Raw genomic sequence first — 15,540 nt, 5'->3', positions numbered from 1 at the left:
GGGGCCCCGCCGTACGGCGGTCGTGTCGAGCGGGCGGGTCAGCGCTTGCGGAAGCGCACCACCGCCTTGTCGGCGGCGTACGCCGTGCTGCCGGTGTACTTCGCCTTGACCTTCCAGGCACCCGGCGTGAGCCGGACCCGGCATGTCGCGACCCCGTCCTCGACCGTCGCCGTGCACAGGGTGCGCCCGCCGCTCTTGAACACGACCCGGCCGGTCACGCCGGCGGCGACCTTGGCCTTGAGCCTGACCTTCGCGCCGCGGGCGAGGGAGGCCTTCGCGACCTTCGCGCGCAGGTTCGGGTCCGCCTTCGCCGCGTCCGCGACCTTCAGCACGAAGGAGCGCTGCGCCTCCCGGTGGTCCGCGTCGCCCACATAGGACGCGACGACCACGTAGTCGCCCGGCGGCGGCAGGATCTTCACCGTGCACGTGGCGGTGCCGTTGACGGCCATCGCCTCGCAGAGCGTCTCCTCACCCTCGAGGAAGCGGACCAGACCCGTGGCCGACGCGGGGCCGACCTTCGCCGTCAGCGTGGGCTGCTGCCCGAAGGCCACCGACACGTTGCCCACCGTGACCGCCGTGGCGGCACGCGTGTCGACCGCCTCGACCACCCGCACGACGCGGGAGGCGATCGCCTGGTTGCCGTTGGCGTCCACGACGACATAGGTCAGCGGGTAGCTCCCGGCTCGGTCCGTGTCCACGTCGCCGACGACCTCGACCTGAGCGGTCAGGTCACCGTCGACGTCGTCGGTCGCCGTCACACCGGCCTTCGGCTCGAAGGCGTCCCCGACCGTCAGCGTGGTCTCCGCCGGCACGACGAGCGTCGGCGCGGTCACGTCGGTGCCCGCCGACGTCGCCCGGAACACGGTGCCGAACTGCGGCAGCGAGCCGATCCGGTCGCCCGACTCCGTGCGGCTCTCCGCCGTCCAGGCGTAGACCTCGCCCTCCGTCAGCCCCTTCCACTCGACGGTGGCGGGCCAGCCCGACCTGGCGGTCTGCACACCGATGACCTCGGCGCTCGGGGTGACCACCGTGAGCCCGTCGGTCGAGAACGTCGTGGTGCGGCTGGACAGGTCCACCGGCAGCACCAGGTTGTCCTCGGCCCCGTTGTAGCGCTTGCGGTCGTCGTACTCGGTCGCGCCGAAGTTGTCGAAGTGCGGCGAGTAGGTGTCGATGCTGACCTCGGCCCGGTCGACGTCGAACTGGAGCAGCCGGAGCCAGCTGGCGCCGAACTGCAGCAGGTCGGTCGCCTTGTGGTCGGTGACGCCGTCGCCGTCGAGGTCGATGTTGCCGCTGCTGTCGACCTTGTCGGGCCACAGCTCGCGCGCGGACACCTTGTAGAACTGGTAGTCCGCGAGCAGCTCGACCACGTTGTGCTGCACGGTCGCGCCCACGCCGGTCTTCAGGTTGGTGCCGACGCCGTGCTCGTGACCGGCGAGGATCAAGAAGACGTTCGGGTTCGCCGAGACGACCTCGTCGTACAGCTTCGAGCCGTCGCCGGAGAAGCTCGCGCCCCGGCCGTCCTTCGCCGTGGAGGGAGCGATGTAGGCGTGCGTCAGCAGGATGCCGTTGCGGTCGGGGTAGCGCTCGAAGACCGAGCTGGCCCAGTCCGCCTCCTCCTGGGTGACGCCGTAGGACAGGCCCACCGCGACGAAGTCCAGGCCGCCCGCGGAGAACAGGACGTAGTTGTTCTGGTTGTCCTGCCCCGGCGTGCTGACCGCGCCCTGTGCGTCGGTGACCTCGTCCCAGGCGTGGTACGACGCGCCGGCCGGCCAGCCCTTCGCGACCTCGTAGTAGCGGTCCGGGCCGTAGTACCGGTTGAACCGCGACGTCGGCCCGGTCTCGTTGCCGAGCTGGTTGTCGTGGTTGCCCGCGATCACCTGGTTGGGCACGCCCGACTCGTCCAGCGCCTTCTGCGCGTCCGAGGTGAAGGCGAACTCACGCGTCACCTGCTCGTCGAGACCGGGGTAGAGCAGCCCGCCGCTGCTGTTCGTCGCGAGCGGGTCGTAGTAGTCGTTCTCGATGATGTCGCCGGTGTGTCCGGCCCAGGCGATCTTGCGGTCCTTCGCCTGCTCGGCGATCCACTCGGTCGTGGCACGGTAGGCGCGGTCCCAGATCGCCCGCTCCTCCTCCTTCATCACATCCGACGGCTCGACGTTGCCGTCCCAGTCGTCGTAGGTGCCGCCGGCGGCGCCCTCGGCGAGGTACTGGGTGTCGGTGAAGTGGGCCAGGGAGAAGTCGTAGTCCTCGGGGTCCTCGAACCCGTCCTTGGTCTCCGCGGCCGTCTCGTCGCGCGGCGCGAGGTCGTCGGCGAACGGGTCGGTGCCGAGCACCAGGAGGTGCACGGTGCCCTGGTCGACCATCGCCGGCCGGACGACGGCGTTGAGGACCGTCTCGCCGTCACGCACGCCGCGGGCCGTGGCGAGCTCGGCCCACCGCGACGTCTCGGTGTTCCAGGCGTGCAGGGTGACCGAGCGCTCCGGGTCGACGACGCCCTTCCAGACGACCTGCTGTCCGGTGACGGCCGCGCCGACCTCCACGTCGAAGCGCTGGAACGGGATGTCGCCGCTGGTGGCGCTGGTCTGCGCGCGGTCGTCGTCCGGCGTCAGCGGGTCCGCGATCGGCTGCTCGTCCTCGTGCTCGAAGTCGAGGGTCGTCGGGACCTTCTTCACGACGCCCTGGACGCCGCCCTCGGCCACGGTCGCGGTGGCCTTGCGGAAGGTCGTCGTGACGTCGCTGCCGTCGGGGCTGGTCGCGATCGCGGACAGCTGGACGACGCCCCGGCCCTCGCCGGACCCGGTGCCGCCGCCGGTCGGGATCGTGTCGGACGCGAACGGGATCGTGAAGGCGATGTCCTTGCCGAACACGTCGACGGCGGACGCCGTCAGGGTGTGCGGGCCGGCCTGGAGGCCGGGGCCGACCAGGTCGCCCTCGGCGACCGGCTTGCCGTCGAGGAGGTAGGTCCAGCCGGTGGCGTTGTCCTCGTGGGCGATGTCCAGGTCGAGCTCGACGGGCGCGGAGAGGTGGTCCCCGGCCGCCGGCACCGACGCGTTCAGGCTGACGCCGGCATCGGGGTGCTCGCCGAAGGCGGCGATGTCGAGCGCCTTGATCTCGGTGTCGTTCAGCGCGCGGCTGTAGATGCGGGCGTTCGCCAGCTTGGCCGGGGCGTAGAACTGCGCGCCGCCGTTGGGCGAGGAGTCGGCGCCGAGGGTCCAGGCGCGGGCCGTGGCGTTGGGCAGGGTCAGCGCGCCGGTCGCGGGCGTCGTGGCGGCGAGCACGCCGTCGACGTACAGCCGGATCTCGGTGCCGGTCCAGAGGCCGACGACGTGGTACCAGCGGTTGGCGCTGAAGGTGGCGCGGGCGGTCTTGTAGCCCCCGCCGATGTGCGCCATCAGGCCGACCTTGTCCTCGTTGATGTAGATCGAGAGGCCACCGGCCTCCTTGCCGGAGCAGACCGCGGCCTCGGTGCTCCGCGGCAGCGTGCCCAGGTAGCGGAACGTGCACTCGAGGGTGACCGCGTTGCTGATCTCGCCCCAGTGCGGGGTGAGCGCGTAGCCGTAGGCGTCGTTGCCGTCGAAGGCCGCGACGTCACGCCCGAGCGCGCCGTCGTGCGCGATGGTCGGGCTGCCGAAGGTCTTCACCGCGAGGTCGCGGACCCGCTCCTTCGGCGTACCGTCGGCGAAGTCGACGTCGAGGACGTCGGCCTCGGGCGTCGGGACGGCGGTGTCCCACTCCGCGGCGAGCGCCTTCACCTCGGCCGCGGTGACCGCGCGGGAGAAGACGCCGGCGGCCGCGAACGTGCTCGGCGGCGCCGGCTGGCCGATGCCGGTCGGGCTGGCGTCAGCACCGACGATGAAGCGCTGCGCCGTGGCCACCGGGGGCGTGAGCGTGCCGCTGGCCGCCGAGGTCTGGGCGAGCTGCCCGTTGACGTAGAGCCTGATCTGGCTGCCGTCCCAGGTCGCGACGGCGTGGTACCACCGGTCGCCCTCGATCGGGGTGAGCGCGCTCTTGTAGCCGCCGCCGATGTGGCCCATGAAGCCGAGGTTGCCGCCGGTGACGTACATCGACAGCCCGCCTGCCTCCTTGTCGGAGCACAGGTCCATCTCCCGGACCACCGGCATGGCGGTGTTCACGCGGAACACGCACTCGAAGCTCGCGCCCGTCGCCAGCTTGGGCCACTGGTCCTCGAACGCGAACCCGACCGCGTCGTCGACGCCGTCCACCGTCATCACCGGTCCCTGCCGGTCGTCGGTGCCGTACGTCGGGGTGCCGTAGGTGATCGGCGTCAGCGACTGGGCGGTGTCGGTGGGGACGCCGTCCGGGAATCCGACATCGAGGATGTCCGGGGTGGGCGCCGCCTCGGCGGTCGTCGCCGGGGTGTCCGGCAGCAGCGTCGGGGCGGCGGCGGGGGCCGCCTGGCTCGGGGTGGCCAGCAGGCCACCCGCGGCGACGGCCACGGCGACCACGGAGGTGGCGGCCAACCGGAGCCTGCGCATCGGTCGTGCGGGCACGACATGTCTCCTTAGAGGGTGGGGGTGGGAGGGACCCGTCGCCGACGCCGGGCCACCACGGCCCCCGCGACGACGACGAGGAGGACGGCGCCGAGGACGCCGCCGATCTGGAGGGCGGCGCTGGTCCCGGTGCCCAGGGACTGCTCCTGGGTGCCGCCGGTCGCGTCGCCGGTGCCGCCGGTGGTGCCGGTCGTGCTGGTGACGCCGAGCGCCCAGTCGTGGCGGGGCGCGTCCGCGCTGTAGACCCGGTGCTGTCCGTCCGGGCCGGTCGCGAGGGTGCGGTACGCCGGGTGCAGGTCGGTCAGCGTGCTGACCTCGACCGTCGCGCGGGCCGGCGGGGTGGGGCAGGCGAAGACGAGGTCCGCCCCGTCGGCGATCAGGTCGCCGGTCGCCTCCACCCGGCCGGTGCACGCCCGGCCGTCCGCGCTCACGGCCACGTGCTCGAGGAGGTACTCCCGGACCTCCGGCGCCTGCTCCACGAGCGTCGCGTCACCGTCGTCGTAGCTGATGGCGCCGTCGAGCATCACCCGGTCCTCGGGCAGCACACCGAGATGGATGCCGAGCAGGGTGAGGTCGTCGGCGGCGCCGACCTTCCAGGTCACGTGCACGACGGCCGGGTCCGTCGGGTCGGCGGCGATCTCGACCGTCTGCGGGTCGCCGAACGGGTGCGCCGCGACCATGCCGCTCACGCGGCGCCTGCCAGCCGGCCGACCGCGGTGGTCGTGAGCACGCCGCCGATCACGGTGATGCTGGTCGCCGCCAGGACCGGCGCGACCCGGGTCGCCGCGGCGACGAGGGCGCGCGACTCGGCAGCCCGCACGACGACGTCGCGTCCGGCCAGCGCCAGCAGGCCGACCCCGAACAGCACCGTGGCCAGGCCCAGCCCGAAGGTGATGACCAGCAGCAGGGCGAACCCGGAGCGGCCGGTGAAGATGCCTGTCACGAGCACCAGGAACGCCGCGGGGGACGGGGTGAGGCCGCCGGACATGCCGAGCAGCACCAGTCCCGGGCGGCTGGGGCCCGGCCCCTGCCCATGCCCATGGCCGTGCCCGTGGCCGTGCCCATGCCCGTGGCCGTGCCCATGCCCGTGCCCGTGGCCGTGCCCATGCCCGTGACCGTGACCTCCGCGCAGGTGACGGCGGAACAGCCAGATCCCGACGCCGACCACCAGCACCCCCGCGATCAGCTGGAGCGCGCTGGTCAGCCGCTCGAGGGAGAGCAGCTGCGACAGCGAGAGGAAGGTCCACGCGACGGCGACGACGAGGACCGAGACGGTGTGCATGACCGCCACCGAGACCCCGAGCCACGCCGCGTCGCGCACCTTGCCGTCCGAGCCGATCAGGTAGGCAGCGGCGAGGCTCTTGCCGTGGCCGGGCCCGACGGCGTGGGCCGCGCCCGCCACGAAGGCGAGCAGGAACGCCACCGGGACGAAGCCGGGGGCGCCGACCAGGTCGATCAGTCGGTCATCGAGGGAGGGGACGAGAAGGGCGTCGGCCAGTCGCGCCACCTGGGTGGTGGGGGGCACGGGCAGCCATGTTCACGACGCCGGGTGACGGCCGGGCCTTCGGTCCGTGGCGGCCCGGTGACCCGAAGGTAAAGAGATGGGGCCGCCGACCGGGTCGCGGTCAGCGCACCGCGCAGGCCGACGGCACGGTCGCGTTGGAGCTCACCGGCCGCGCCCCCGGGCTGACCTCGACGTCGATGTCCCCGTCCTGGCCCGGAGCGCCGCGCATGACGAACGACAGCCGGTGCCGCTCCTGCGGCGCGAGAGACACCGCGACGCGCACCAGGTCGCGCCCCTCGAACGGCACGGCGTCGATGGACTGCGGACGGCCGTCGACCTCGACCTCCTCGACCTCGCCTCCGACCGGGGTGGTCAGGTAGACGACCAGCAGCTGGTGGCCGGGAGCGACCCGCACACCCGGGTACGTCGCCCCGGTGATCGCCGCGGGCAGCTGCCCGACGTCCGGCGGGGTGTCGCTGTGGAACTCGACCTCGCCGGCGATGCTCTGCCGGTCACCGGTGCACGAGCGCGCGAACACGCGGGCGTCGTAGGCGAGGTAGTACTGCATCTTCGTCGGGCCGGCGTCGTTGAGGTAGATGCCGACGTGCGGGTCGGCGTCGCCGTCGGGCGTGAGCTCGCCCGCGATCGCGGTGCCCGCGATCTCCTGCTGCGCCTCGGGCTCGGTCAGCGCGAGCCGGATCCGACCCTCCTGGACCCCGCGCACCAGCCCGGTGAGCACGGCGACCGAGTTGCCCGAGCCGTTCGCGAAGGCGTCGAACACCGCCTCGGCGACCGCCTGCTGGTAGTCGCTGTGCACGCCCCGGTCCTCACTGAGCCGGTAGATCTGGTTCTCCACGGCCGCGACGACCGTGTCCGAGGTGACCGCCGGATAGCCCGGAACCGGCACGGCGCCGGTGCCGGCGAGCAGGTAGCTGACGGCGACCGGGTCGACGAAGACGACGCCGTCGACCCGGCCGCCGCGGACCTGCTGCCACCGGGTCCGGAGCAGGTCGGCGGCCCGGCCGAAGTCCGGCGTGAGGGTCGCGTCGACCGGATAGACCCCGAGCAGCTCGCCGAACGCCTCCCGCTCCTCGGCGCTCAGGGGCAGGATCGGCTGGTCCGAGCTCCCCAGGTCGGCGGCGTCGGCCTGCTCGACGACCTCGACCCGGCCCCGGTCGGCCTCGATCAGGGTCAAGGCGCCCGGCAGGCCACCGCTGCTGCGTGCCTCGGCGTTGTTCTGCAGGACCATGAGGAAGCGGCGAGGGCGGTCGTCACCGATGAGGCGCGGGATCAGGCGCGCGGCGCGGTACGTCGTGTCGAGGGTCTGCCGCGCGTCCACGACGAGGTCGCGCAGCTGCTCGAACCGGTGCCGGACCGGGCCGGCGAAGGAGCTGGGGTCGACCTCGGCCAAGGCCGTGTCGGCCCGGTCGAAGGCGGCCTCGCTGCGCTGGGCCGGGTCGGCCAGCCCCGCGATCGCCTCGACCGGGAAGGCGTGATCCCGCGGCCGGAAGGCCTCGCCGGAGACCTCCTCGGCGGCATCGGCCAGCGGGGGGAGGCCGTCGCGGCCCAGGTCGGCGAGCACGCCGGAGACCACGGCGATGCCGTCGAGGTCGTCCCCCAGGACCGGCAGCAGCTCCAGCACCGACCAGGTCGGACCGCTGGTGCGCGCCTGCGCCGTCTCCGCGGCGTCGCGGTACTCCGCCATCGCCCGGCGGGCGCCGTCCGCGTCCCCGCGGACGAGCGCGGCCCGCATCACCTCCGCGCGCGTCGCGACCTCCGCCAGCGCCCGGCTGGTGGACCACAGGGTCCAGCCCACCCAGGCCCCGGCGACGAGGAGCACCGCCGCCAGGATCAGCAGCCCACGGTGCCGACCGCGGGCGAGGCGGCGCAGCCGACGCCGCGCCCGCTCGATCGGTGTCCGCGGCCGGCTGCGGCGCCGGCGGCGCCGCTCGGTCGACATGGGGGCGAGCATAGATGACCGGTCACCCTCCGACGTGTGGCGTCCTGCGCCATCGGGGGCAGTGACCGCCTACACTTTCGACCGCCGGCCGCGTGCCGGATCACACTGCCCCCACACGCGAGGACGAGGGTCGACACTTTGGACTTCAAACAGTTCGTCGGAGTGCTCCGACGCCGGTGGCTCAGCGTCGTCGCTCTCATGGCAGTCGGAGTCGGTGTCGCCTCGCTGCTGAGCTTCGTCGTCCTCACGCCGAAGTACGAGTCGAAGTCGACCGTCTTCCTCAGTGTCGACGTCCGCGAGAGCACCGACGCCATCACGGCGCTGTACTTCGCCCAGACCCGGGCCACGGCGTACGCCGACCTGGCGCGCAGCGAGGAGCTCTCCCAGCGGGTGATCGACGCCCTCGACCTGGACATGACGCCCGGCCAGCTCGCCGGCGAGATCAGTGCCGAGGTCGTCGAGACCACCTCGCTGATCCAGCTCAAGGTGACCGACACGTCCGCCCGGCAGGCGCAGACCATCAACGACGTCCTCACCGACCAGTTCACGCGCTACATCTCCGAGCTGGAGACCCCGGGCGGGACGTCGTCGGGCGAGTCGCCCCAGATCACCGCCCAGATCACCGACAAGGCGAGCTACAACCCCTCCCAGGTGAGCCCCCGCACGGCGCTCTACCTCGTGGTCGCGGGGCTGGTCGGCCTGCTGCTCGGCATCGCGCTGGCGCTCGTGCGCGAGCTGCTGGACCGCACGATCCGCACCGCCGACCACGTCAGCGAGATCACCGAGGCGCCGGTGCTGGCCAGCGTCGGGTTCGACACCGACATGCGCAACGCCCCCCTGCTGACCGACCTGGGTGGCTTCGCCGCGCGCACCGAGGCGTTCCGCCTGCTGCGCACCAACCTGCAGTTCATCGACCTCGACAACCAACCGCGCTGCCTGGTGATCACCAGCGCGGTGCCGGGCGAGGGCAAGACCATGACGGCCACCAACCTCGCCGTCGCGCTCGCGCAGACCGGTCGCAACACGCTCATCATCGACGCCGACCTGCGCCGGCCCCGGGTCGCGACCACGCTGGGCCTCGACCCGGCGATCGGCCTGACGACGGCCCTCATCGGCCGCACCGAGATCCACGACGCGATCCAGGTCCACGACGCCAGCGGCCTGCACGTGCTCGCCTCCGGTGCGAAGCCGCCCAACCCGACGGAGATCCTGCAGTCCCGGATCACCCAGGACCTGCTCCAGCGGCTGCGGGCGTCGTACGACATCGTGATCATCGACGCGCCGCCGCTGCTGCCCGTCGCGGACACCTCGGTCCTGGCCACCATCGGCGACGGCGTCATCCTCGTCGTCCGCCACGCCACGACCACGCGCGACCAGGTCGCCGAGGCGGTCAAGCGGCTCTCGCAGGTCGGCGGTCGGCTCTACGGCATCGTGGTCAACATGGTCGCCAAGCGCGCGATCGGCTCCTACTACTATTACTACTACGAGGAGACCAGCCCCGAACGCGGCAAGTCCGGTGGGTCCGGCGGCAAGCGCGCCGCCCCACGCTGAGCCGGTCTCCCCGGGTCGACCCCGGCCTGACGCGACGAAGGGCCCCGCCGTCCGGCGGGGCCCTTCGTCGTCTCGGTCGCGGACGTCGTCGGGGGTACCGAAAACCCGGTCAGCCGACCCGGCGCAGCCAGAGGGACGACGGCGGGTTGGGGTCGTCGGCCACCGGCACGTAGCGCGGGTGGCTGCGTCGCAGCGCCGCCTCGTCGTCGTGCCGGAGCATCGGCACCGACAGCTCGATCGGGAACTCCTTGTTGAAGGCGAGGAAGGTCTGCACGACCATCGCCTCGTTCCAGTAGACCGGCCACCGCTCGCCGAACAGCCAGGTGTCGGCGGGATAGGGGGTGTTGAACGGGAACGGCACGTCGTGGATGTGGACGATCACGCCCGGCTTGATCCGCGGCAGCACCTCGAGGAAGAGGTAGGCGACGTCGCTGTCGATCTTGAGCGAGTGGGACGAGTCGATGAACAGCAGGTCGCCGGCCTCCAGCTCCTCGAACCGCGCTGTCGGCACGTCCTGGACGAAGCCCTCGACGAGCTGGAAGTTGGGCAGGGAGCGCAGCGCGTCGAAGGGGTACGGCTCCACGCAGGTGATCTGCAGCGGCGCCCCCTCCGCGGCATTGCGGCGCCCGGCGAGCGAGGCGTAGTAGGTCGACAGGCCGGACCCGACCTCGAGGTAGCGGGCCGGCTTGTGCTCGCGCAGCATGTAGTAGAGCGTGCGCGCGTCGAACTCGGGGTAGCCCGGGCCGAAGCCCCGCCGGGTGTTGGCGAGGTAGTCGCCGGTCTCGGCGACGAACTCCGCCTCCCAGCGCGCCGCGAGACCGTCGAGCCGCTCGCGCATCGCGGGGAGGTCGACATCGAGGCCCGGCAGGCCCGAGGGCCGGTCCCAGCGGGCCCGGGTCTCCTCGATCTCCTCCAGCACCGGCAGGGTCGAGTAGTAGTCGGCCCGGTGGGCGACGTTGTAGCCGAGTCGGCCGAAGACCCGGCGTACGCCGCGGATCCGGGCCCGGCGGGCCCGGAAGACCACTCGGTCGAGGAAGGAGATCAGGAAGCCCGGCGCGAACCGGGTGAGGAGACGCTTGACCCGGCCGGTGAACGGCACGTGGGTGGTGCGCTCCGTCGCCGGCGGGGCGACCTCGGGAGCAGTTTCGACACTCGACATGGCCGGGATCCTACGCACCGGCGGCACCGTCGGCGGCAGACTCCGCGGACCCGGTCTCCGCGACGTGCCCCGACGCCGTGGTGACGAGCACGCCGAAGCCCAGGAGCAGGCAGGCGGCGACCGCCACGGCCGTCAGCAGGATGCCGACCAGCACGATGCTGTCGTTGAGTGCCGCGACCACGATGCCGGCCGCGAGCGCGGCGGCGAGGACGAACTCCACGACGGAGGCGTACCGGGCGTGGTCGCGGGCCTGGAGCACCGCGATCAGCACCCGTCGGGTGCCCAGCAGGCACGCGGCGAACACGACCCAGCGCGCGCACTCGACGGCACCGACGAACTCAGACCCGAAGGTCCAGCGGACCAGCGGCTCCATCGCCAGCTCCAGGGGAACGGTGATCACGACCATCAGCACGACCGTCAGGGTCAGGGTGCGCCGGACGTACTCGCGCTCCGCCGCGGGGTCCGTCTGCAGCACCGCCAGCCGCGGCAGCGCGACGCCGGCCAGGGACATGCCCAGCACGTTGTGGAGGGCGGAGAGGGCGGAGGCGACGCCGTACAGGCCCAGCATCGTGTTGCCGAGCAGCGAGCCCACCAGGAACCGGTCGAGCTGGAGGCCGTCGATCGGCCCGACACTGCTCACATGGCCGCGGCGCGCGAGGCCGCGCAGCTCGTCGCGGTCCAGGCGCGGTGCGTCCGGGCCGAGCGAGGGACGCAGGCTGCGGATCCGCGCCAGGAGCACGCCGCCGCTGAAGGCGAGGATCACGAACGGCACGCCGACCGGCCCGAGGTTCCACCCGAAGGCCAGGCAGATGCCGAAGGCGACCACCACAGCCGCCTGGGGCAGCACCCCGGTGAGCGCGATGCGGACCGGCTCGGTGCCCTCACCCAGCATGGCGCCCATCAGGATCCGCGCCGCCATCGCGTTGACCGCGGTGAGCACGACCGCGACGGCGAGCAGGGCCGTGTCGACGCCGAGCCGGTCGCGGTCGACGAACACGAAGTACGCCGCCGCGACCGCGCCGGCCGCCAGACCGATCGCCAGCCAGGAGCGCGCGAGTCCGCGCAGGCCGTCACGGGCCGGGATCCCCCGCTCGGCGAGCTGCTTGGTGATCGCGTTGGGCAACCCGCCGCCGAGGCTCAGCTGGGCGGCGACGGCGCCGAGCGTCGCCACGAGGAGGACCTGGCCCCGGCCCTCCACCCCCAGCATCCGCGCGGCCATGATGCCGCTGGCCATGGTGAGCAGCTGGGTGAGCACGCCCGCCCCGGCGAGCAGCCACCACGGCACCGGCCGGTGCCGGTCGGCCGCGGGCACGGAGGTGGCGGGGGAGGACGTCGACACGGGTGCAGGATACGGGTAACGCAGCCCCCCGGACGGTCGTTGGAGAACCCGGGTCCGATGGGTGTGCGGCGAACGCCGCCGGGCCTGCGAAAGGAGTTCCGTGAGCGCGCCGTCCCCCCAGCGACCCCTCGTCTTCAACCACATCCCGAAGTGCGCCGGCACCTCGGTGCGCAACGCGATCGTCGCGGCCCTGCCCGCGGAGGCCACGACCGTCTACCGCGTCGACCTGTCCCTGGTCGGCGGCTACGACCGGATCGACGCGCTCCGTCCCCAGGCGGCGGCGACCTTCGTCCGCGGCCCCGAGGAGCTGCCCGCGGACGGCGACTTCGTCACCGGGCACGTCGCTCCCGGCACCACCCGGGCCCGGTACGCCGAGCGTCGGGAGGTCACGATCCTGCGCCACCCGCGGCTACGGGTGCTCTCGCAGTGGGTCCACAGCCGGGCCCTGTCCGACTTCGACCTGCGCCACTTCGGGCACGCGGGCTCGGTCGCCTTCCGGGTCGCGCGCGGCCGTCTGGGCGACTATCTCGACCACGCGATGATCGCGCCCAACATCGACAACACCATCACGCGCTTCCTCGCCTGGCCGCACCCGCTCCTGGCGCCGACGTCCTTCATCGAGGAGAGCCAGGACGAGGAGATCCTCGCCGCTGCGCTCGACTCGCTCGACCGCTTCGACCACGTGGGCCTGGTCGAGGACCCGCGCTTCCTCGAGCACCTGGGGAGCGCCATCGGCCTCGAGCTCCCCGACATCCGGCTCAACGAGCGGGTCTCCGTGCCGCGCCGTCGGCGGCCCGACCTCGGCCCGGAGCTCGACGGCCGGACCCGGGAGCTGCTGGCCCGCCGGACCCGCCTCGACGAGCGGCTGTGGACCCACGTCGCCCGCCGGATCCGGCCCGACTCCGATCCCGCGCAGACCCTCGAGGTCGCGTGGGAGCAGGCCCTCACGCGGTACGACGCCGCGCTCACCGCGCCCTACGAGACCCGTCCCGTCCGCCGGGCGGCCGAGCTCGTCTACGGCACCTATGCGGCCGCCCGGGGGCTGCGCCGCCCCTGGTACTGAGCCGGGCGAGGGGGCCGCGTCAGCCGGTCAGGCCGCCGTCGACCACGAGCACCTGACCGGTCAGGTAGGTGTTGCGCGGGTCGGTGAGGAACTGGCAGGCACGCGCGATGTCCTCGGGGTCGCCGAGTCGCCCGGCCGGCGTACGGCGGACGATCTGCTGCAGCTGGTCCTCGTCGAGCCCGTGGCTCATCTCCGTGCGCAGGTAGCCCGGCGCGATGGCGTTGACGGTGATGCCGCGGGTGCCGAGCTCGCGCGCCAGCGCGCGGGTCATGCCCTCCAGGGCGGCCTTGGTGGCGCTGTAGACGGCGAGGCCGCGGTAGCCGGAGCGGCCGACGACCGAGGAGATGTTGACGATCGTGCCGCTGCGCCTGACCATCATCCGGCGGCTCACCTGGCGGGCCATGTAGAGCGAGCCCTTGACGTTGAGGTCGACCACGACGTCGATGTCCTCGTCGGACGTCAGCCCGATCACGCCGTCGCGCGCGACCCCGGCGTTGTTGACCAGCACGTCGATGCGGCCGAACCGCTCGATCACCGCGTTGACGAAGGCCGCGCAGTCGGCCGAGCTCGACACGTCGGCGGCCTGGAACAGGAACCGGTCGGCGACGGCCGGGTCGCCCTGCCACTTCTCGACCTCGGGAGTGCTGCTGCGGGCGCAGGTCGCGACGATGTCGCCGTCGTCGAGATAGGCCTGCACGATGCCGGCGCCGAGCCCCCGGCTGCCGCCGGTGACGACGACGACCCGCGGCTCGGCGGTGCTGGTCTCGCTCACGGTGCTTCTCTCCTGACGATCTTGCTCCCGGTCGTGCTGACCTCGTCGACGAACCGGATGCTGCGGGGGCGGGACGCCGACGGCAGGTCGGCGCACGCCGCCCGGATGGCGGCGTCGATCGTGGCTGTGTCCGCGCCTGCGGACGCCACCACCTCCACCGCAACGATCTGACCCGTCATCGGGTTCCGCCTGCCGTAGACCCGGGCCACGTCGACGCCCGGCACGGCGCCGATCCGCTCCTCGATGACGAGCGGGTGCACCTTCACCCCACCGACGTTGATGATCTCCGAGGAGCGGCCCAGGAAGACCAGACGGCCGTCCTCGACCGCGACGAGGTCGCCGGTGGGACGCCACTCCTCGGGGTCGATGTCGGGCTCGCCGTAGTAGCCCACCATGCCGGTGCGCGAGCGGATCCACAGCTCGCCGTCAATCACCTTGAGCGCGACGTCGGCGTCCTCGCCCCGCTCCAGCACGGCCGTCGACAGCCCGGCCCGGCGGTCGCGCATCGACCCGGTCGAGCCGAACTCCGACGCCGCGTAGACCTGCGAGACGTGGGCGTCGGGGAAGACCGACGCAAGCTCGCCCAGCAGCGGGCCCGGGATCGCCTCGCCGCCCAGCGTGATCTGGCGCAGCGACGGCACCGGTCCCCCGTCGGCGCGCAGCTCGGCGAGCAGGAAGCGCCAGTACGTCGGCGTGGCGCTCGCGTGGGTCACTCCGAGCCCGCGCATGGCCGCGAGACCCTCGCGCGGGCGGCGCGGTGCCGGCGCGACGAGGGTGGCGCCGGCGGCGAAGACGTGCAGCAGCACCTGGAGACCGGCGAACTGGTGCAGGCCGAAGGCCAGCAGCCAGCGCTCGTCGTCGGCGGGCCGGACGTGCGCGGTCGTGCGCACCAGACGCCCCCAGTCGTGGCGGACGCCGCGGGGAGCCCCCGTGGTGCCCGTCGTGAGGACCAGGTGGGGCCGGCGCGCGGGCAGGTCGTCGGGAGCGCCCTGTGCGGGCGTCGCGAGCAGGTCGGCGAGCCCGACGCGGCGGACGCCGTCGGGCAGCGCGGACGCCGGCAGGTCGGCGCGGTCGGTCACGACCACGGTGTGGTCGAAGCGGCCGAGCAGGTCGAGGACCTGCTCGGCGGGGTCGGGCGGGAGCAGGCACAGCTCCACCCCCGTCGCCGACGCGGCGGCCATGAGGGCGACGACCGGTGCCGCCTCGTGATCGGCGAGGGCGACCCGGTCGACCCCGAGCTCGCCCAGGGCGGCCGTGGCCTGCTCGGCCATCGCCAGCAGCTCGGCGTACGAGACGCTCCGCTCGTGGGTGACCACCGCCGGCCGCTCCGGCCGGGTCTGCGCGCCGCGGCGCAGGAACTCGATCATGCAGTCCGGCTCAGGCGGTCACATAGAACGACACGATGTCGTTCAGCGTCTCGGGCATCGTGTCGCCCTGGAACGGGTCGGTGCCGAACTCGTCCTCGAGCACGGCCGAGAGCTCGGCGGCCTCCAGCGAGTCCAGGCCCACGCCGTCGGCGTAGAGCGGCGTCTCGACGCTCAGCTCACCGGCCTCGGGCTTCACCCGCGCGACGAACTCTCGTACGACCTGCTCCACCCGATCCTGCATGCCAGCCTGCTCCTCGTCTCGCCCGGAAATGGCGGGCCAACCATAGCCGCAACTCGGTCCTCACGACGGGCGTTCC

11 protein-coding genes are annotated in these 15,540 nt (G+C 73.0%); 2 read left to right on the top strand and 9 right to left on the bottom strand.

Annotated elements, in window-relative coordinates; all coding sequences use genetic code 11:
- Positions 1–38: 38 nt before the first annotated feature.
- From ACPZVR_RS02500 to ACPZVR_RS02485, 4 genes are all read right to left on the bottom strand, one after another.
- Complete coding sequence (locus tag ACPZVR_RS02500; RefSeq protein ID WP_436697984.1) at positions 39–4,508, bottom strand: LamG-like jellyroll fold domain-containing protein; 4,470 nt, start codon at positions 4,506–4,508, stop codon at positions 39–41.
- A gap of 11 nt (positions 4,509–4,519) precedes the next feature.
- Positions 4,520–5,197 carry a hypothetical protein gene (locus tag ACPZVR_RS02495; protein ID WP_436697983.1) on the bottom strand — a complete coding sequence of 226 codons (678 nt, stop codon included), beginning with the start codon at positions 5,195–5,197 and terminating at the stop codon, positions 4,520–4,522.
- Positions 5,194–6,033: a HoxN/HupN/NixA family nickel/cobalt transporter gene (locus ACPZVR_RS02490; protein ID WP_436697982.1), complete on the bottom strand. Its 840-nt coding sequence runs from the start codon at positions 6,031–6,033 to the stop codon at positions 5,194–5,196. The genes ACPZVR_RS02495 and ACPZVR_RS02490 overlap by 4 nt, the downstream gene beginning before the upstream one ends.
- 100 nt (positions 6,034–6,133) lie before the next feature.
- Positions 6,134–7,972 (bottom strand): DUF4012 domain-containing protein, encoded by a 1,839-nt coding sequence (locus ACPZVR_RS02485; RefSeq protein ID WP_436697981.1) that lies wholly within the window; start codon positions 7,970–7,972, stop codon positions 6,134–6,136.
- 36 nt (positions 7,973–8,008) lie between these two features.
- Between ACPZVR_RS02485 and ACPZVR_RS02480 the strand changes: the two genes are divergently transcribed.
- Positions 8,009–9,523 (top strand): tyrosine-protein kinase domain-containing protein, encoded by a 1,515-nt coding sequence (locus ACPZVR_RS02480; RefSeq protein ID WP_436697980.1) that lies wholly within the window; start codon positions 8,009–8,011, stop codon positions 9,521–9,523.
- A gap of 109 nt (positions 9,524–9,632) precedes the next feature.
- On the opposite strand, the gene ACPZVR_RS02475 is transcribed toward ACPZVR_RS02480, so the two are convergent.
- Together ACPZVR_RS02475 and ACPZVR_RS02470 are read right to left on the bottom strand one after the other, a co-directional pair.
- Positions 9,633–10,682: a class I SAM-dependent methyltransferase gene (locus ACPZVR_RS02475; RefSeq protein WP_436697979.1), complete on the bottom strand. Its 1,050-nt coding sequence runs from the start codon at positions 10,680–10,682 to the stop codon at positions 9,633–9,635.
- Between the two features lie 10 nt (positions 10,683–10,692).
- Positions 10,693–12,021, bottom strand: a complete 1,329-nt coding sequence (locus ACPZVR_RS02470) for a lipopolysaccharide biosynthesis protein (protein WP_436697978.1) — start codon at positions 12,019–12,021, stop codon at positions 10,693–10,695.
- A 100-nt stretch (positions 12,022–12,121) separates the two neighbouring features.
- On the opposite strand from ACPZVR_RS02470, the gene ACPZVR_RS02465 reads away from it, so the two are divergent.
- Positions 12,122–13,084 carry a hypothetical protein gene (locus ACPZVR_RS02465; protein ID WP_436697977.1) on the top strand — a complete coding sequence of 321 codons (963 nt, stop codon included), beginning with the start codon at positions 12,122–12,124 and terminating at the stop codon, positions 13,082–13,084.
- A gap of 19 nt (positions 13,085–13,103) precedes the next feature.
- On the opposite strand, the gene ACPZVR_RS02460 is transcribed toward ACPZVR_RS02465, so the two are convergent.
- From ACPZVR_RS02460 to ACPZVR_RS02450, 3 genes are read right to left on the bottom strand one after another with little or no spacing between them, the layout of a single operon-like run.
- A complete protein-coding gene (locus ACPZVR_RS02460) occupies positions 13,104–13,856 on the bottom strand; it encodes an SDR family NAD(P)-dependent oxidoreductase (RefSeq protein ID WP_436697976.1) in 753 nt (250 codons plus the stop codon).
- On the bottom strand, positions 13,853–15,223 hold the full coding sequence (locus ACPZVR_RS02455; protein WP_436697975.1) for a class I adenylate-forming enzyme family protein: 1,371 nt from the start codon (positions 15,221–15,223) through the stop codon (positions 13,853–13,855). Before ACPZVR_RS02455 ends, ACPZVR_RS02460 begins: the two co-directional genes overlap by 4 nt.
- Positions 15,224–15,233: 10 nt before the next feature.
- Positions 15,234–15,464 carry an acyl carrier protein gene (locus tag ACPZVR_RS02450; protein WP_436697974.1) on the bottom strand — a complete coding sequence of 77 codons (231 nt, stop codon included), beginning with the start codon at positions 15,462–15,464 and terminating at the stop codon, positions 15,234–15,236.
- Between the last annotated feature and the right edge of the window lie 76 nt (positions 15,465–15,540).

The sequence above is a fragment of the Nocardioides segetis genome (assembly GCF_051390595.1).
Lineage (GTDB): Bacteria > Actinomycetota > Actinomycetes > Propionibacteriales > Nocardioidaceae > Nocardioides.
This window is presented reverse-complemented; position numbering and strand designations above follow the sequence as displayed.